The 17,198-nt window shown below is 72.5% G+C and carries 19 protein-coding genes and 1 pseudogene; 7 read left to right on the top strand and 13 right to left on the bottom strand.

The window, feature by feature from the left end; all coding sequences use genetic code 11:
* Together GSF22_RS17120 and coaD are read left to right on the top strand one after the other, a co-directional pair.
* Positions 1-500, top strand: a pseudogene (locus GSF22_RS17120) (glycosyl hydrolase); the annotation flags it as partial.
* 137 nt (positions 501-637) lie between these two features.
* Entirely contained in the window at positions 638-1,048 is a 411-nt protein-coding gene (gene coaD, locus GSF22_RS17115; protein WP_208814585.1) for a pantetheine-phosphate adenylyltransferase, read from the top strand.
* A 30-nt stretch (positions 1,049-1,078) separates the two neighbouring features.
* Here the strand turns inward: coaD and GSF22_RS17110 are convergent, their stop codons facing one another.
* Positions 1,079-1,729, bottom strand: coding sequence for a TetR/AcrR family transcriptional regulator (locus GSF22_RS17110; protein WP_208814588.1), 651 nt, complete (start codon positions 1,727-1,729; stop codon positions 1,079-1,081).
* Between the two features lie 112 nt (positions 1,730-1,841).
* On the opposite strand from GSF22_RS17110, the gene GSF22_RS17105 reads away from it, so the two are divergent.
* Together GSF22_RS17105 and GSF22_RS17100 are read left to right on the top strand one after the other, a co-directional pair.
* Positions 1,842-2,852: a hypothetical protein gene (locus GSF22_RS17105; protein WP_208814584.1), complete on the top strand. Its 1,011-nt coding sequence runs from the start codon at positions 1,842-1,844 to the stop codon at positions 2,850-2,852.
* 185 nt (positions 2,853-3,037) lie between these two features.
* The gene (locus GSF22_RS17100) at positions 3,038-4,216 is read left to right on the top strand and encodes an AI-2E family transporter (protein WP_208814583.1); all 1,179 of its coding nucleotides are present in this window, start codon (positions 3,038-3,040) and stop codon (positions 4,214-4,216) included.
* Here the strand turns inward: GSF22_RS17100 and GSF22_RS17095 are convergent, their stop codons facing one another.
* Genes GSF22_RS17095 through GSF22_RS17080 form a run of 4 tightly spaced genes read right to left on the bottom strand, consistent with a single transcriptional unit; the run spans position 4,217 to position 8,215 of the window.
* Positions 4,217-5,521 carry an adenylosuccinate synthetase gene (locus GSF22_RS17095; protein ID WP_208814582.1) on the bottom strand — a complete coding sequence of 435 codons (1,305 nt, stop codon included), beginning with the start codon at positions 5,519-5,521 and terminating at the stop codon, positions 4,217-4,219.
* Positions 5,518-6,477, bottom strand: a complete 960-nt coding sequence (locus tag GSF22_RS17090; protein WP_208814581.1) for a hypothetical protein — start codon at positions 6,475-6,477, stop codon at positions 5,518-5,520. Before GSF22_RS17090 ends, GSF22_RS17095 begins: the two co-directional genes overlap by 4 nt.
* A gap of 20 nt (positions 6,478-6,497) precedes the next feature.
* Positions 6,498-7,466: a serine/threonine protein kinase gene (locus GSF22_RS17085; protein ID WP_208814580.1), complete on the bottom strand. Its 969-nt coding sequence runs from the start codon at positions 7,464-7,466 to the stop codon at positions 6,498-6,500.
* Positions 7,463-8,215: an NUDIX hydrolase gene (locus tag GSF22_RS17080; RefSeq protein ID WP_307804061.1), complete on the bottom strand. Its 753-nt coding sequence runs from the start codon at positions 8,213-8,215 to the stop codon at positions 7,463-7,465. Before GSF22_RS17080 ends, GSF22_RS17085 begins: the two co-directional genes overlap by 4 nt.
* Before the next feature lie 191 nt (positions 8,216-8,406).
* Between GSF22_RS17080 and GSF22_RS17075 the strand changes: the two genes are divergently transcribed.
* From GSF22_RS17075 to GSF22_RS17065, 3 genes are all read left to right on the top strand, one after another.
* Entirely contained in the window at positions 8,407-9,363 is a 957-nt protein-coding gene (locus GSF22_RS17075; protein ID WP_208814579.1) for a DUF1152 domain-containing protein, read from the top strand.
* A 173-nt stretch (positions 9,364-9,536) separates the two neighbouring features.
* Entirely contained in the window at positions 9,537-9,692 is a 156-nt protein-coding gene (locus tag GSF22_RS17070; protein WP_208814578.1) for a hypothetical protein, read from the top strand.
* Positions 9,692-10,654, top strand: coding sequence for a golvesin C-terminal-like domain-containing protein (locus tag GSF22_RS17065; protein WP_208814577.1), 963 nt, complete (start codon positions 9,692-9,694; stop codon positions 10,652-10,654). Before GSF22_RS17070 ends, GSF22_RS17065 begins: the two co-directional genes overlap by 1 nt.
* A gap of 117 nt (positions 10,655-10,771) precedes the next feature.
* On the opposite strand, the gene GSF22_RS17060 is transcribed toward GSF22_RS17065, so the two are convergent.
* The 8 genes from GSF22_RS17060 to GSF22_RS17025 all read right to left on the bottom strand — a co-directional run bounded on the left by GSF22_RS17060 (position 10,772) and on the right by GSF22_RS17025 (position 16,940).
* Entirely contained in the window at positions 10,772-11,956 is a 1,185-nt protein-coding gene (locus tag GSF22_RS17060) for a Cmx/CmrA family chloramphenicol efflux MFS transporter (RefSeq protein WP_208814576.1), read from the bottom strand.
* A 240-nt stretch (positions 11,957-12,196) separates the two neighbouring features.
* A complete protein-coding gene (locus GSF22_RS17055) occupies positions 12,197-12,601 on the bottom strand; it encodes a hypothetical protein (RefSeq protein ID WP_208814575.1) in 405 nt (134 codons plus the stop codon).
* 180 nt (positions 12,602-12,781) lie between these two features.
* A complete protein-coding gene (locus GSF22_RS17050; protein WP_208814574.1) occupies positions 12,782-12,931 on the bottom strand; it encodes a hypothetical protein in 150 nt (49 codons plus the stop codon).
* 20 nt (positions 12,932-12,951) lie between these two features.
* Positions 12,952-13,887 carry a peptidoglycan-binding domain-containing protein gene (locus GSF22_RS17045; protein WP_244367565.1) on the bottom strand — a complete coding sequence of 312 codons (936 nt, stop codon included), beginning with the start codon at positions 13,885-13,887 and terminating at the stop codon, positions 12,952-12,954.
* Positions 13,884-14,435: a hypothetical protein gene (locus GSF22_RS17040; protein ID WP_208814573.1), complete on the bottom strand. Its 552-nt coding sequence runs from the start codon at positions 14,433-14,435 to the stop codon at positions 13,884-13,886. Before GSF22_RS17040 ends, GSF22_RS17045 begins: the two co-directional genes overlap by 4 nt.
* Entirely contained in the window at positions 14,432-15,019 is a 588-nt protein-coding gene (locus GSF22_RS17035) for a MauE/DoxX family redox-associated membrane protein (RefSeq protein WP_208814572.1), read from the bottom strand. The genes GSF22_RS17040 and GSF22_RS17035 overlap by 4 nt, the downstream gene beginning before the upstream one ends.
* Positions 15,020-15,026: 7 nt before the next feature.
* Entirely contained in the window at positions 15,027-15,734 is a 708-nt protein-coding gene (locus tag GSF22_RS17030) for a hypothetical protein (protein ID WP_208814571.1), read from the bottom strand.
* A 108-nt stretch (positions 15,735-15,842) separates the two neighbouring features.
* The gene (locus GSF22_RS17025) at positions 15,843-16,940 is read right to left on the bottom strand and encodes a hypothetical protein (RefSeq protein WP_208814570.1); all 1,098 of its coding nucleotides are present in this window, start codon (positions 16,938-16,940) and stop codon (positions 15,843-15,845) included.
* Positions 16,941-17,198: the final 258 nt, after the last annotated feature.

Genomic DNA, 17,198 nt, shown 5'->3' with positions numbered 1-17,198 from the left:
CCCCCACTCCGACGATGAGCCCGTTCGGACCGGTCCACTACCTGCACCAGGACAACCTGCTCTGGGTCCGGCCGGCGATCAGCCCGTCGACCGCGACGATCAGCGCAGCGGACGGCACCTGGGTCGGTACCCCGCACCACCCGCTGGTCTACACCGCGCACAACGTCACCGCGCGGTACGCGGGCGGCCCGACCCAGTTCCGCCTGCTGCTCGACGCCGGCAGCGGGGTGGGCAACGGTACCCAGGTGCGGGTGTCGTACGACCTGACCGGTGACGGCAGCTTCGACCGGGTGGAGACGTACCACTACTTCGCCACCGATCCGGTCGTCGACACCTGGGAGTCGTACACCGAGGCCCGGGGCCTGTCGTCGGCCACCGGGACGCTGGGTGACCTGGCCAACGGCACCGTCCGGGTCGAGGTCTGGAACGCCATCGGCGGCGCGGCCACCCGGATCGGCGTCGGCAACCAGTCCACCGTCACCCTGCCGTACACCGGCTGATCACGGCAGCACCCGGAACCCGCGCCGCACCGTCGACCTTCCGGTGTGACGGACGGCGCGGGTTCCCGGTCGGCCGGCTGACCTCCGCGTGCCTAGAGTCGTGGCAGCAGGTCCCGCGGGGAAGGGAGGAGTGACCGGTGGTCGTACGCGCGGTCTACCCGGGCACCTTCGATCCCTTCACCCCCGGGCACCTGAGCATCGTGGACCGGGCCCGCCGGCTCTTCGACGAGGTCACCGTCCTCGTCGCGGTCAACGCCGCCAAGGGTCCGGGTAGGACCCCGCAGGAGCGGGCCACGGCGGTGCGGGCCCGGCTGCCGGCTGACTGGAGCACCGTGACCGTCGCCGGGTGGAGCGGGCTGACCGCGAGTTGGTGCCGCCGGCACGGGGTGGACCTCATCGTCCGGGGTGTCCGCAACACCTCGGATCTTCAGGACGAGTACCGGCTCGCCGCGATGAACGAGGCGCTCGGTGTCCGTACCCTGTTCCTGCCGGCGCTGCCCGAGCTGACGGCGGTCTCGTCGACTGCGGTACGCACCCTGGACGCCTGATCCCCACCTGGGCTGACCCGGGGCTCCGGTTCACGGGTCCGGGAGGGCCGGTCCGGTGCCGCCGCGTCCGCTGATCAGCGGCAGGTAGACCTCGTCGACGATCTCGACCAGGACGCTGTCGGGCACGGTCGGGTAGCCACGGGCGATGAACTCGTTGCGCAGCAGGACGACCGCCACGGTGGCGACGCGCGGGTGCAGGGCCTCGGGTGACGCCTCACCCCGGTCCACCGCGCGGGCCAGTAGCGCGAGCCAGGCCGCACTGCCGGCGTCGGCGGAGTTCTCCTGGATCTGCGCGAGCAGTTGCGGATCGTCGCGCGCGCCGGCCAACAGGGCGCGCAGGATCCCGCCGATGGGCGACGACCAGGTGCTGTTGGCGCGACGCAGCAGTTCCAGCACGTCGCCACGCAGTTCCCCGGTGTCGGGTAGCTCTGCGGTCTCCGCAGCCATCTGCTGGTAGGCGGCGATACCGAGTGCTGCCCGGTTGGGCCACCGGCGGTAGATCGCGTTCTTGTTGGTACCGGCGCGTTGGGCCACCCGGTCCATGGTGAGCCCGGCGTACCCGGACTCGGTCAGCTCCTCCGCCGCAGCCCGCAGGATCGCCCGCTCCAGCTCGGCGCCCCGGCGCCGACCCCGGGCGGGCTGCGTCGGCGGCTCCGAGTGGGCGGACGGTTCGTCCACCATCCTCACCTGCTCACGGTACATGGCACGGCTGCGGGCGCCGTACCCACAGTGGACCCGACCCCACCATTAGGGTACGGTACGTACCGTACCCTAATGGTGAAGGAGACCCGCCATGCGCGCCAAGGGCATCGGCTACGACGCCGGATTCAGCTTCGACGGCACCACCAGCCGTCCGTTCGACCCCGCCGTCGTCCGGCGCGAACTGGAGATCATCCGTGCCGACCTGCACTGCACCGCGGTGCGCGTGTTCGGCAGCAACCTCGACCAACTGGAATTCGCCGCGAGCCACGCCGCCGACCTGGGCCTGGAGGTGTGGTTCTCGCCCTTCACCCACGGACTCGACCCGGAACAGATGCTGGACCTGCTCGCCGACGGCGCCGGCCGCGCCGAGCGGATCCGCCGTCGGGGTGCCGAGGTCGTGTTCGTCACCGGCGCGGAGTTGAGCCTGTTCAACAACGGCTTCCTGCCCGGCGGCAGCCTCCGCGAACGGCTCGACAGTCTGCTACGACGCGACCCCGACATGATCAGAGCGATGGCTCTGGTGCCCGACCGCGTCAACGACTTCCTCGGCCGGGCGGTCGCCGTGGTCCGGGAACGCTTCGCCGGCCGGGTCACCTACGCGTCGGTGCCGCTCGAACGCGTCGACTGGACGCCGTTCGACATCGTCTCGGTCGACGCCCACCGCTCGAAGGAGGTCGCCCACGTCTACCAGCAGGGCATCCGCGCGCTGGTGGCGCAGGGCAAACCGGTCGCCATCACGGAGTTCGGATGCACCACCCACCGTGGCGCCGCCGACCACGGCGCCCTCAGCGGAGAGATCGTCGAGTACGACGGGGGCATCCCGGTGCGACTCAACGGCGACTACGTCCGCGACGAGCAGGAACAGGCCACCTACCTGCGCGAACTGTTGGACATCTTCACCGCCGAGGGCGTCGACGCGGCCTTCGCGTGCACCTTCGTCTGCTACGGCCTACCCCATCGCCGCAACCCCCGGGAGGACCTCGACATGGCCAGTTGGGGCGTGGTCAAGATCCTGGACGAGGGTACCGGTGAGACGTACCCCGACATGCCCTGGGAACCGAAGGCCGCCTTCACCACACTGGCCGCCTGCTACCGGGCCTGACGACCTGCTACCGGGCGTGACGACCGCCCACCCGGCGGAATCACGATCACGTCGGCCGGGGGCCGGATGCACGGCGTCCACGAGCGTGCATACTGGCTCCCGGCCGGGCGACGAGGACCGGACCAGGAACCGACCGCCCGGTACCGGAGCAGGGCTCCGTTCCCGACGACGCCTAGGGTGATCCCGTGTCCACCAGAGTGAATGCCGCCAAGACCCGGGCCGCGCTCCGCACGTCGGCGCGGATCTCCCTGGAGACGCTGCTGGTCCTGCTGACGACCGCAGTGGCCCTGTGGATCCTCGGGCGGATGTGGTCGGTCGTCTGGCCGCTCGTGATCGCCCTGCTCCTCACCACCCTGACCTGGCCCTCCGCCCGGTTCCTGCGCCGGCACGGGTGGCCACCCGCACTGGCCGCGTCGACCGTGACCGTACTGTTCCTGCTCGCTGCCGCCGGCACGGTCGTGTTGATCGCGGTGCCCGTGGCGTCGCAGTCCGGCGAACTGGCCGACGGCGTGGTCAAGGGCATCCAGCAGCTCCGCGAGTGGGCCTCCGGGCCGCCGCTGAACATCGGTGACGACGAGGTCAGCAAGGGGCTCGACACGGCGGTCGCCCGGGTACAGGACAGCGTCGGCAGCATCATCACCGCCGCCGTGACGGGGGTGGGCACGGTCGTCAACGGCGTGGTCACCGCCTTCCTCGCGCTCTTCCTCATGTTCTTCTTCCTCAAGGACGGCCCACGGTTCCTGCCCTGGCTGACCCGTCAGCTCCCCGGGCGCCTCGCCACCGACGTCCCGGTCGTGGCCGCCCGCTCCTGGGACACCCTCGGTGCGTTCGTCCGGTCGCAGGCCTTCGTCGGCCTGCTGGACGCGGTCTTCATCGGCCTCGGGCTGTGGATCGTGGGTGTGCCGCTGGTGCTCCCACTGGCGGTGCTGACCTTCGTGTCGGCGTTCGTGCCCATCGTGGGCGCCCTGTTCGCCGGGTTCGTCGCGGTCCTCATCGCGCTGGTGTCCAACGGCCCCACGGACGCGCTGATCGTGCTCGCGATCATCATCGCGGTGCAGCAGTTGGAGGGGAACGTGTTCCAGCCCATGGTGCAGAGCCGTGGCCTCGGTCTGCACGCGGCGGTGGTGCTGCTCGCGGTGACCCTCGGCGGCAGCCTGGCGGGCATCGTGGGCAGCCTGCTCGCCGTACCGGCCGCCGCCCTGATCGCCGTCGGGTGGAACTACCTGCGCGAGCAGCTCAGCGAGCCCGTCCCCTGGTCGGAGACCGGCGGACCGGACACCCCGGGACCCGACACCACCGAACCGGAGGCGCCAGGACCGGCCAGCGGGCCGGCCCTCCCCGTACCGGAACAACCCGCGCCGTGATCAGGTGACGCCGGCCGGCGACAGGGCGGCCAGCGCCCCCGGGGCGTGCGCGGTGAGCGACTTGTCGGCGGCCGTCGGCCCGTACGACGTCACCGCCACCGGCACCCCGAGCGCGTCGGTGACCGCCCCCACCCGGTCGACGGGTGGCGGAGCGTCGTAGCGGGGCACCGTGTGGGCCAGCCGGCGGGTCAGCGCCGCCTGCCGGTCCAGGTCACCGGCTGGCCCGGGTACCAGCCGTTCGGTCCAGTCGTACGCCTGGCAGAGCCGCACCTGCGGCGGCACCGCGTCGAGGTGGGTCAACGCGATCCCGTCGACCCCGCCGGCCACCTCCAACGCGTACCGGTGGGCGACGGCGTCGAAGTGCCCGAACCGCATCGCGCCCTGCCACTCGTTGGCCGGGTTGTGCGGGTCGGTCAACGGCAGCGTCGGGTCCTCGGTCACCAACGGTCCGGCGCCGTGCCGGGTGGTGAAGGCGCGCAGCACCCCGAGCCGGACCACGTCACCGGCCTGACCGGCCTCCGCCAGCAGGGTCTGCGCGTTGGCGAAGGTGGTGGTACTCCAGGTCGTGTACGGGTGGAAGCCGTGCCACTCGTCGAGCAGGACGCCCTGCGCGCCCTCGAACACCACCGGTCCGGCCCGCAGCAGCGCCGGCAGGTACCCACCGTCGACGACCGGCACCCGGGCGGCGAAGGCGGTGAAGGCGTCCACGCAGGCCCGCACCGGCGGCACCCCGGCGCTGCCGGGGCCGTCGAGCGGGCCCAGTTCGGCGGTGAGCCGGTCGCGCAGCAACGCGAGCTTGTCGGCGAGTACCGCCGGGGTGCGGCAGTCGGCCACCCGGGGTGCGTCGCCCGGGTGAGCCAGGGCGTAGGCCATGGTCTCGCCCACGCCCCGGCCGCAGGAGCCGTGCCGGTCCGCGCCTCGGGCGGTCTCCCGGGCCTGGTTGGCCGCCCGGTGCCAGGGGGTGGCCAGCAGGGCCGCCGCGTCGACGGTCAGCCGGTCGAACGCGTCGGTGACGCCCACCGACGCCAGGTGGTCGGCCTCGACCACCAGCGCCAGCGGGTCGACCACCGTGAACCGGGACAGGTGGGTGCGCACACCGGGCCGGAAGGTACCGGCCCCGAACTGGGCGAAGGTGTGCCGCCGGCCGTCGGGCAGGACGACGGTGTGCGCGGCCTGGGCTCCCCCGTTGTACCGCACCACCGCCGTCACCGCCCGACCGCCGACGCCCCGGGCGCAGAGCCAGTCGACGATGGTGCCCTTGCCGGCGTCGCCGTACCCGAGGTCGGCCACGATCACGTGGGTCACAGTCGGGTGATCCGGTCGGTGCCGCGCGGTGCGGGCAGGCGTCCGCCGGTGACGGTCCGCCCGGCGGCGTCGACCTTCGCGAGGGCCTTCGAGACGGTACGGGTCGCGGCCGAACCGACGTCGGCCAGGTCGCGCAGCCCGGTGTCGAGGTCGACGGTGCCCTCGCCGAGCCCCACGGTCAGCGCGATCGTCTCGCAGACCGCGTCGAGGTCGTCGACCTCGACGGTGTTCTGGCCGAGCAGGTCCCGCCAGAAGTCGAGCACGGTACGGCTGCCGGCGTAGCTTGACCCGGCGGGCAGCAGGTAGTACACGTCGTACAACCGTTGCGCCTGTGCGACGACCTGCCGCAGCGGCAGGTCGTCGGCGAGCCGGTCGCCGATCACCTGGCCGACCTCGCGGGCCTTGACCCGCTGGTAGGCCAGTTCGTCGCCGATGATGAACAGGTAGCCGCGCCGGCCCCGCTTCTCGTAACAGTCGATGGAGGTGTGGTGGGCCATGAAGTAGAGGGCCAGTTCGTAGGACTCGGTCTGCTGTCCCCCGCCGCCGCCCTCCAGCACGATCCGGCCGAGGTCGTCGTCCATCCGGTTGTCCGACTCGAACTGACCGATCTGCAACGGCACCCGGTCGCAGGTGGCGTCGCCGATCGCGCCGAACATGATCTGCGGGTCCCGGGCGTAGCCCTTGCGCTGGAGCAGGCCGAGCAGCTTCGGCAGTTTCTGTTGCAGCACCTTCGGTACGTTGCGCATCGAGCCGGTGACGTCGAACAGGACCGCGATGGCCAGCGACTCGGGGTGTTCGGCCGAGTCGCGGCTCTCCCGGTGGGCGTCACGCGGGTCGAGGGCCGGGTGCACGGTGCGGGCGCCGCTGTCGCTGTAGGCGAAGGCGCTGGTGCCGGTGGACCGCCGGTAGCGGTCGGCGGCGTCGTAGACGTCGGTGGACCAGATGCCGCTTCCCATGGTTTACCTCCAGGGTGGGATCACAGGTGGAAGGGTCGGAAGGTACGGGGGCCGTAGAGCCGTTCGAGGACGTCGTCGAGTTCGCCGAGCAGGCGCCAGGCGTCGTCGGGTCGGGATTCGGGTCGGGTGGTGCGGCAGCCGTCCGCGAAGGACCGCAGCGCCGCAGGTGCCCGGTCGCCCATCAGCGTGACCATGCACGTCGCGGCCATCGCGAGGTCCGTGCCCGGGCCGGGTGGGCGCCGGTCGCGCACCTCGACGGGGTACCAGTCGGCGTAGGCGGGGACGACGGCCGGCACGGTGTCACCGGGGTCGGCGACGGAGTAGCACCAGTCGACGAGCACCACGCCGTGCGCGTCGGGTTCGATCAGCACGTGGTCGGGCAGGACGGCGCCGTGCACGACGCCGGCCCGGTGGGCGAGGCCGAGCGCGACGAGCAGCCGCCGCCACATCCAGGCGGCGTCGCGCGGGTCCAGGCCGTCGGGCCTGCGGCGCCGCACCTCGGCGAGGCTGTGCAGTCCGGGTACGGCGGCGAGCACGCTCACCCGGTGCTCCGCGCCGGTGCTGTCGTCGCGGTGCCGGAACGACTCGACGAGCCGGGGTACGTAGGGCAGGTAGCGGGGGTCGCCGTCACGTTCGATGCGGCGCAGGGCGACCTGTTCGCGCAGCATCAGGTCGTTGTTCGCCGGGTCGCGGGGCAGTTTGAGCAGCCGGTCGTCGTCGAGTCGGTACAGGTCGGCGAGGTCGCCGGAGTAGGCGGGTGAGCCGAGGGTGTACCCGTTGACGGTGGTGCTGCCGTACGCCTGCCAGCGGGTGGTGAGGGTGACGAACGCGGCGGTGGCCGCCGCGCGCTGCGTCTCGTCGACGTGGCCGGTCCGGTCCGGGTGGAGCACGGCGGCGAGTTGCCGGTACCGGCGGTGCGGGTCGGCGCGGCCGAAGAGTTCGTCGTCGGCGGCCCGGGTGACGAGGTGGATCGCGTCGGCGAGTCTCATCGGACGGTTTCCTCCCGGCCGGGGCGCAGCAGCGCCGGGTGCAGCAGTCGGGCGTCCCCGGCCCGGTAGAGCTTGGCCCGGGGGCCGCCCTTGGCGCCGCCGTGCGCGGTGGTCTGGCCGGTGCTCTCGACCAGCCCGGGTACGGAGAGCACCTTGCGGTGGAAGTTGCCGGGGTGCAGCGGGTGACCCCAGACCGTCTCGTAGACGGCGCGCAGTTCGGCGATGGTGAACTCGTCGCCGACGAAGCGGGTGGCCAGCGGCGTGTACTCCAGTTTGGAGCGGGCGCGTTCGAGACCGTCGGCGACGATGCGCTCGTGGTCGAAGGCGAGTTGCCGGCTGGCGAGCGCGGACACCGGGAGCCACTGCGCGGCGCTGGCGTCGCTGCCGGCCTGCGGTTCGGGCAGGTCCGGGGCGAAGGCCAGGTGCGCGACGGAGACGATGCGCATCCGGGGGTCGCGGTCCGGGGTGCCGTAGCTGGCAAGTTGTTCGAAGTGGACGCGGCGGAGCTGTTCGCCGCCGAGGCCGGTCTCCTCGGCGAACTCGCGGCGGGCGGCGGCGCCGAGGTCCTCGTCGGGGCGGACGAATCCGCCGGGCAGTGCCCAGCAGCCCTCGAAGGGCGGTTCGGCGCGCTGGATGAGCAGGAGGTGGAGGGCGCCGTCGCGGATGGTCAGCGCCACCACGTCGACGGTCACCGCGACCGCCGGGTAGTCGCGCGGGTCGTACGCCCGCAGAAACTGCTCCTCCGACACCGAAGTCCTCCTCAATTTGAGTACAACTCATTATGAGAACAACTTCGCCGCCATGTCAACGGTGATCAGGCCGACGGTCACCGGTCCGCCACCACCTCGGCCGGACGAGAGCACTTACCACGGTGCGACGATGGGGGTCGACCAGCCCACGCCGTGATGGACGGTCGAGCGGTGGAGGGAGGTGGCGGTCGGTGTTCTCGCTCGCGGTACCACCGTTGTTCGCCGCGCTGAAGGACGCCCGCACGGTGCTGATCGCCGGGGCGGGCGGCGGTTTCGACGTGTACGCCGGGCTGCCGCTGGCGCTGGCGTTGCAGGGTACGGGCCGACGGGTGCACCTGGCGAACCTGTCGTTCGCCCACCTCGAACTCCTCGACCTCGACGTGTGGCTGGCCGAGAACGTGGCGGCGGTGAATCCGGACACGGCCGGCCCCGACGACTACTTCCCCGAGCGGACCCTGGCCCGCTGGCTCGCCACCCGGGAGCTGCCGTCCACGGTGTACGCCTTCCCGCGTACCGGCGTCCAGCCGCTGCGGGCCGCCTACCGGTCGCTCCGGGACCACCTGGGCGTCGATGCCGTCGTCCTCGTCGACGGTGGCACCGACATCCTGATGCGCGGCGACGAGACGGGTCTGGGCACCCCGGAGGAGGACATGACCAGCCTTGCCGCCGTCGCGGGCCTGGACGTGCCGGTCAAGCTGGTGACCTGCCTCGGGTTCGGCATCGACGCCTACCATGGCGTCAACCACACGCAGGTGCTGGAGAACATTGCCACGCTGGAGCGGGACGGCTGCTATCTCGGCGCGCTGTCGATTCCCGGCAGCAGCCGGGAGGCGGTGCTGTACCGGGAGGCGGTGGCGGACGCCCAGGCCGTGACGCCGCTGCGGCCGAGCATCGTGCACACCCAGATCGCCGCCGCCACCCGGGGCGACGTGGGGGACGTCCACGGCACCCGCCGGACCCGGGGCAGTGTCCTGTTCGTCAATCCGCTGATGGCCGTCTACTTCAGCTTCGATCTGGACGGGTTGGCCCGACGCTCGCTCTACCTCGACCGGATCGAGGACACGTACGGCATGCGGCAGGTCGCTGCCCGCATCGCGCAGTTCCGCAACGGCGTCGCCTGCCGCACCGCCCGGTCGTTCCCACACTGACCCACCGGGGCCGTCGGGCCGCCGGCCGGCCACCCCACTCACCGGCCGGCCGTCAAAATCTTTCAGTCACGACGATCGCGGTAAAGGGTATCGACATCGACGGCCGCCGCGAGATAGCCTGCCGCCATCGCAATACGTCGATCTTTCTTTGGCCTGGTCGCTGGAGGAACACCATGACAACACCACGTCCCGTCCGTCTGCGTCGCCGACGGGTGCTCAGCATTCCGGCGGCGCTGACCGCCGCCGCGCTGACCGTCGCCGCCAAACCCGCCCCGGCAGCCGCCGCGCCGAAGGTCGAGTGCCTCGCCGACCTGTTCGGAGCCGCGTGATGGCCACCATCCCCTGGCTGGTGGACGTGCTGCGGGCCGCCGGCGTCCAGGTCGTCGTCGAGGGCGACTGGCTCAACCGGATGCGCCCCGGCGACTTCAACCCGATCGGCGTGCTGTGGCACCACACCGCCGCGACCTCCAGCGCCACCAACCCGCACCCGGCGCTGAATGTCTGCATCAACGGCCGCTCCGACCTGCCCGGCCCGCTCTGCCAGGCCCTCGTCGACTACCACGGGGTCTTCCACGTCATCTCCGCCGGCCGGTGCAACCACGCCGGCACCAGCGGCGGCAGCGGCCCCATCCCGGCCGGCGACGGCAACACGCTGATGATCGGCTGGGAGATCGACTACAACGGGGTCAGCCAGGAGATGACCGCCGCCCAGTACAACGCGTCGATCGCCGCCACCGCCGCGGTCCTCAAACGCCTCGGCCGGGACGCCAGCTACGCCCGTGGGCACCGGGAGACCAGCACCACCGGCAAGATCGACCCGTCGTTCATCGACCTGAACGTGATGCGCGCCGACGTGGCCGCCAAGATGTCCGGCGGCACGGCGTGGAGCGCGGTGGTGGACAACACCACCGCCGGCCGGTTCACCGCCAGCGCCAACTGGGGCGTCTCGTCGTACTCCGGCCAGCGGTACGGGGGCGACTACCGCTACGCCGACCCGGTCGCGGCCAGCGACGCCGCCTGGTACAAGTTCAACGTGCCGGCGACCGCCAACTACCGGGTGGACGCCTGGTGGCCCGCGAACGCCGGATACAACAGCGCCACCCCGTACGTCATCGCGACCACCACCGGCAACCGCACCGTCTACGCCGACCAGCGTGTCAACGGTGGACAGTGGCGCAGCCTCGGCACGTTCACCCTGCCGGCCGGCGACGCCAACCGGGTCGGGGTGAGCCGGTGGAGTTCGGGCAGTGGCCTCGTCATCGCCGACGCCGTCCGCCTCACCCGGGTCTGAGCCGGCCGGCTCCACCAGCCGTGGTCACGCTGACCGACCGGGCCAGCCCCGCCGCAGGTCCGGATCCCGGGTAACCCCGGTCGCCCGGGGCATCCGTGCCCCGGGCGACCGGGACGGTCACCGCGCCGGCCCCGTCGGCACGCCCGACCGGGACGCGAAGACCTGGCGGCAGGGCAGCGCCACCAGGAGGGCGACGGCGACGAGAGCCGCACCCGCCCAGAGCGGTCCCCGGTGTCCGGCAACGACGCCGAGGGTGGCCGCCGCGATGAGCGGTCCGACGACGGCGCCGACGTTGAGTGCCGCCGTCGCGTACGAACCGGCCATCGTGGGTGCTCCGGCCGCCTCGTACAGCACCCGGGTGATCAACGTGCCGCCCAGCGCGAACGACAGCAGGCCCTGCACGAAGACCAGGACGAGCAGCGCGACCGGCTCCCCGGCCAGGACCGCCAGGGCCAGCCAGCCGATGAGCAACGCCGGGCCGCCGACCGCCAGGACCAGGCCCGGCCGCCGGTCGGACAGCCGTCCGGCGATGCTGACCCCGGCGAAGGAACCGACCCCGAAGATCACCAGCACGGCGGGAACCCACCACTGGTCCAACCCGGCGGTGCCGGTCACGACGGGGGCGAGGAACGTGAGACCTCCGAAGGTCGCCGCGTTCACCAGCGCGCCGAGCAGCATGACCAGGACCAGTCGTACCCGCCGCAGTTGGGCCAACTCGGTGCGCAGAGCCGGCCCGCCCGCCGGACCACGCGGTGCCGGCTGCGCCGGAATCCCGCCGAGGATGCCGACGACCGCCGGCAGGCAGAGCACGACGACGGCCCAGAACGTGGCCCGCCAGCCGAGGATCGTGCCGAGGGCCGCGCCCGCCGGCACCCCGGCGACCATGGCTGCGGTCGTACCGGACAACAGCACCGCGAGCGCACGGCCCCGCCGGTCGGCGGGGACCAGCGGCACGGCGGTGGTCAGGGCCACCGCGAGGAAGCCCGCGTTCGACAGTGCGGCGACCACCCGGGACGCGACCAGCACCGGGAAACTCCCGGTGACCGCGCCCAGCACGTGGGCCGCGAGGAAGACGAGGAGGAACGCGGCGAGGCTGGACCGTCCGGGTCGGTTACGGGCCAGCCCGGCCATCAGCGGCGCGCCGACGACCATTCCGGCCGCGAAGGCCGAGGTGAGCAGGCCGGCCGATCCGACGGTCACACCGAGGTCGGCGGCGATGTCCGGCAGGAGGCCGGCGAGCATGAACTCCGAGGTACCCATGGCGAAGACGGCCACGGCGAGCAGGTAGAGCGGAAGCGGCATGACGGCTCCGAGGTGAGGAGAAGAACGAGAAGGAACGTCTCGTCACCGCGGTCAGCGCCCAGGAGGCACCCGTCCCGCCGCAGGCGCGGCAGGACAGCAGGAGGGAAACTCAGTGGTGGCGGGAGCTGACGGCGTGACCGAAAGCTCCCACCCTGGACGCCTCAGGGCTCGACATGGTCCGCACGCTACCGCAACGGGGCCATGCGCGGGGCACCGGTCGTGGCGCAGAGAGCCGGGCCGCTACACCTGCCGGGCGGCCAGCAGGCCGACCGCGACCACCAGCACCACCGCCGCCGTGACGGTGATCGCCCGCAGCCGCGCCCGCAGGTCCGCGTCCCACCGGTCACCGGTACCGGCCGCCCGGCGGGCCAGCGGGGTCAACGCGCGGCCGACACCGAAACCGACCCCGGCGAGCACCGCCACGGACAGGCGTTGACCGCCGAGCAGGACGGCGGTGGCCAGCACGTACGGGGCGCTCGCCGAGACGTAGGTGCGCACGCCGGTGCCGAGTTCGAAGCCGAACTGGAGCGCCCCGCGCCGCAGGCTGCGGTGGAGGACGTCCTGCGGTACCTGCCGGGCGTTCTGCGGCAGCCGGATCGGGACCAGGCCGAGTTCCCGGCCCAGCCCGAGCACCGCCACCGCCACGATGCCCGCGTACCGCCACGGGGCGGGCAGGGGTGCGGACAGCCCGGAGAGCAGCCCGAGGCTCAGCCCGCTGAGCAGGCCACCGGCGATCAGCCCGGCGACGAACAGGGCCAGGACGGTGCTCTGTCGATCCGAATCCCGCCACCCGGGCGAGGCCAGCGCGTGGGCGCTGTTGTGCGTTCACACGGAGCCGGAGAGGGTGTACCCGGCGAGCCCGCCGATCATCGCCCAGGTGAGTTCGTGCCCGTACGCGGCGGCGGCGAGCGCGCCGACGGTGAGCAGCAGCAGGGGTACCAGCGGGTCGGCGCCCCAGCGGCGGGCCGCGCTCACCGGCGGGGGCAGCGTACCGGTCACACCGCGCCGCCGGTCAGGGTCCGCCAGGTGTTCTGCCCGATCACCCCGTCGGCGGTCAGCCCGTTCTGCCGTTGGAAGTCCCGGGTCGCGCTGTCGGTACCCGCGCCGAAGACCCCGTCGACCACCAGCCCGTAGGCGTGCCGGTTGAGTTGGCGCTGCGCGCCCCGGACGGCCTGGCCGGTGTCCCCGGAGCGGACCGTGACCACGAGTGCCGGCCAGGTGGTCGCGTCGACGACGCCGGTGGCCGTGAGACCGGCCGCCGTCTGGAGGTTCTTCACCTTCGTCTCGGTGTCGGCGCCGAAGATCCCGTCGACGGTGGTCGCGTGGCCTCGGGCGGTCAGCAGGTGCTGCACGGTGTAGACGTTCACCCCGGTGTTGCCCCGCCGGACGGTGGGCCAGCTGACCGTGCTCAGGCAGCCGCATTGGGTGTTCCACCGGCAGATCGACTTCACCCAGCCCGAGCTGGTCCTGCGGTACCCGTCGTGGCAGCGGCGTTCGACCGAGCAGGCGCAGGCACCGCACGCCCCCTGGTAGAGCCAGAGCCAGCCGTCGTACGTGCCGGCGTAGCACTCGTTGGGCCGCAGGGTCCAGGTGACGCCGTCGTTCTTGTGGAACCCGAGGTACGTGCCGCTGGTGTTGCAGGCGTCGGCGAAGATCGTGCTCGGGCCGCACCCGGGTGAGCAGTTGTGGTCGCTGGCGTACGTCGGGCAGCCGTTGTAGATGCTGTACCCGTCGGCGTACGCCCGGCGGGCGGCCGGGAACACGCTGAGGGCGGCCATCCCGATCGCGGTGCCCGCCCGCAGCAGGGCGCGACGGGACAGTTCCCAGCCGCCGCGGGTACGGCCGCCCGGCTCCTCCGGCACGCGCCGGTCGGCGGGGCCGGTGCCGGGGTCGGCGCCGCGCAGCCAGGGTACGGCGTCCAGAGTGGTCATGCCCGGCCTCCCTGCTGGTTCGTGGTGACCGCCGGGGCGGGGCGGCCGGGTGCCGGGGCGACCTCGTCGAGCAGGTCACGTAGCGCCGCCCGGGAGCCGACCGGGGTGGCCCGCAGTACCCGTCCGCCCCGGTCGACGACGGTGGCGAACGGGGTGACGGGGACGTCGTACCGGTCGAACAGCTCCGCCTGCCCGCCGAGCACGGTGACCGGTTGCCCGTCGGGCTGCCCCGGCGGGTCGTTGCGGTAGAGGATCCGGAACTCCACGCCGGGACGGTCGGCCTGGGCGGTCGTCTCGGTCCGCAGCGCCGTGCAGGTCCCGCAGTCGGGGTCCAGGAAGAGCAGCACCAGTGGTACCGCCGGATGCGCCGGCGCCAACCGGGTGAGTCCGGGGGCGGGTGTTCCCGGTGGCAGGCCGACCGCCCCGGGGCGACGCGCGACGGCACCGGTGGACAGGGCGTGGACCTGGCGTACCAGGCCGGACACCACGAGGGCGAGCAGGAGGATCGCGATCCAGCTCAGGATCAGCGCGCTGGTCTGGAAGCTCATCGGGGTAGCCCTTCCTCCGCGGTGACGCCGGTGGGCCGGCCGGTCCGGGTCCGCACGGCGGCCACCGTCGGCTGGTGCATGGCGGCGGGCAGGTGCCACAGCAGGGTGGTGAACGTGGCGGCGGCCAGCAGCGCGACGGCGAGCGGGGTGCCGGTGCGCTGCGGCGGGAGGACCGAACCGGCCAGGGTCAGTCCGGTCAGGGCCAGGCCGGCGAGGGCGAGTGCCCGCGTCACCACCCACCCGGTCATCGGGAGTTCCCGGCGGGAGCAGCCGCACGGTCCGGTGCGTCCGGTAACGAGCAGGTACCGGCCGTAGCCGGCGTACAGGCCGAACAGGACGCCACTGCCGGCCAGGCTCACCCCGAGCAGGCTCCGGTCGCCCTGCCACAGGGCCACGATCCCGGTGCCGGCGAGCAGACCCTCGGTGCCGACGACCAGGGCCGCGACCGTGGCCGGCGCCGGGAGGACCCGGTGGGTGGCCAGTGCCCCGGCCAGCACCGCCGGTCGGGACAGGTGGGCGACGCTGGCGACGAGCAGGGTGGCCAGGACGGTGTACGTCGCGACGCTGCCCAGCAGTGCGGACATCGACGGTCTACCCGGCGGTCTGGACGCGGAGCCGGTCCACCAGGGCGGGTACCGCGTCGGTGTCCGTGTCGGCGAGCGGCACCAGGCTGAGCCAGGTGTCCGAGGTGGCCAGGACGAAGTAGGGCTTCCCGTCCGGTAGGGCGTCCCGGAAGAGTTCACCCGCCTGTGTGCGCAGGCCCCGCCAGGACGGCAACTGCGCGGCGCGTTGCCGGGTGAGCGGCGCCATCTCCAGCAGGCCGAGTCCGGGGATCTCCTTGAGCACGGTGGCCGGTGCGGCGTACTCGGCGCCGGCCTTCGTGGCCGGGTGCAGGGTGAGGCCGTCGTCGTGCTCCTCGACGCGCAGGGTCCGCAGCACTCCGACGAGGTCGACGGTCGACGCGCCGTACATCTCGGTGAGGAAGCAGTACCGTCGGCCCCGCCAGACGGCCACGAGCCGGTCCTCGGTCAGCTGGATCTGCCGGTCGTAGGGTCGGGTACGCGCGGTGAGCAGCGCGCCGCCCTGGTAGGTGAGTTCCTCGTCGAACGTGTCGACGCCGAGCGCCCGGGCCACGTCGTCGGCGAGCCCGACCGGTCCGGTGGTGAACTCGTGCAGCCGGCCGTCGATCGTCAGGTCGGCCACGGAGGTGGCCGGTGCGGTGAGGTCGAGGGTGCCGTCGAGCAGGAAGCGGCGGCTGTCGACCGCCCGGTGCGCCACCGGTGTCCCTGCGGCTGTCATCCGGTCAACCTCCGCCCGACGTCGGGTGTGTCACCAGGCCGACATGATATCGGGAAATATCGATATTGAACAAGGAGTCCGCGGTGACCCCGAGGACCGCGCGGGTCGTCACCTCCACACGGTCGCGCGATCACCGCCGGAGGCACGTGCCGATCCGGCCAGCAGGCCCCGGTTGTTGAGGACCGTCGCGGTGGTCGCCGCGCCCCCGGTGACCATCCGACCGTTGCGCCACAGGAAGGCTCGTCGCGGATCCCCGGTGGTGGTACCGGCGATCCAGCCCCGCTCGTTGAGGTCGCCGGGGTAGCCGGCGAACTCGGTGCGGACGCCCCGGTGCCAACGGAACACCTGACCCGTTCCGTCCGCCGAGCTGGTCCAGCCGAGGACCTGACCCCGGTCGTTGACCGCCACGGCACCACTGTCGCCCGACGGCGCCCCCAGGTCGATCATCCGGCCGTCCTGCCAGAGGAACGCGTGCTGGGCGCCGCTGGCCGTGGTGCTCGTCCCGACGATCTGCCCGTGCTCGTTGATGTCGGCCGGCACCGCCTCGTCTCCGCCCAGGGTCCCCAGGTCGGTCAGGGTGCCCCGCTGCCAGAGGAAGGCCCGCCGCCCGGCGTCCGTGTAGTGCACGCCGATCACCTGGCTGGAGTTGTTGATGCCGGTGGCGCTGCGGTGGCCGACGCCTCCGAGATCGGTGAGAGTGCCGCGCCGCCAGAGGAAGGCGCGGGTCTCACCGCCACGGATGAACGTCTGGTTCTCGCCGACGACCTCACCCCTGTCGTTGATCACCAGCGCGGTGCCCGTGCCGCGCTCGTCGAGTGTGCCGAGGTCGATCGGCCGCCCGTGCCGCCACAGGCACGGGCGCGCCGGATGGGCGACGGACTGGCAGAACCCGGCGACCTCGCCGCGCTCGTTGATGTCGCGCGGGAGGGTGCCGGTGCCACCGGGCAGGGGGCGCAGTGCGGTGTGCCTCCCGGCCCGCCAGACGAATCCGAGCGGCGGCTGGATCACGGAGTCGACCACGTTCACCGCGGTGACGATCACCTCACCGCGGTCGTTCACGTCGTACGCCGAGCTCGACATCCATCCGGTGGGGTGGATGTCGACTGCGGTCAGCCCGTCCGGTACGGCGGCCCGCGCCGGCACGCCGGCCAGCAGCGGGACGGTGACGATCAACGCGCAGGCGAGCCGAAGGATCGTACGGGTCATCGAACAAGCCTGATGCACCTGCGGGTCGAAGCAAGAGCAGAGTCCGCTATCCGACCAACTATGTCCGGTTCAGGGTGGATTCTTCGCCTCTGTCAACATCGATGATTGGCAGTATTTACATGATGTGTGATGTGTGCCATTGTACTGCGACGAGCCCGGCGCATCGACAGGCTCCTCACCCCGCGCGATCCGTCCCGTATCCGCGACCCGCCGGGCCGACTCCCCCAGCGGGCCGCCACCCCCTGCGGCCCGCTGGGG

The organism is Micromonospora echinofusca, assembly GCF_017614955.1.
In the GTDB taxonomy this organism is placed as follows: Bacteria; Actinomycetota; Actinomycetes; order Mycobacteriales; family Micromonosporaceae; genus Micromonospora; species Micromonospora echinofusca_A.
The sequence above is the reverse complement of the archived record's forward strand: the minus strand, read 5'-3'. Positions and strand labels throughout refer to the sequence as shown.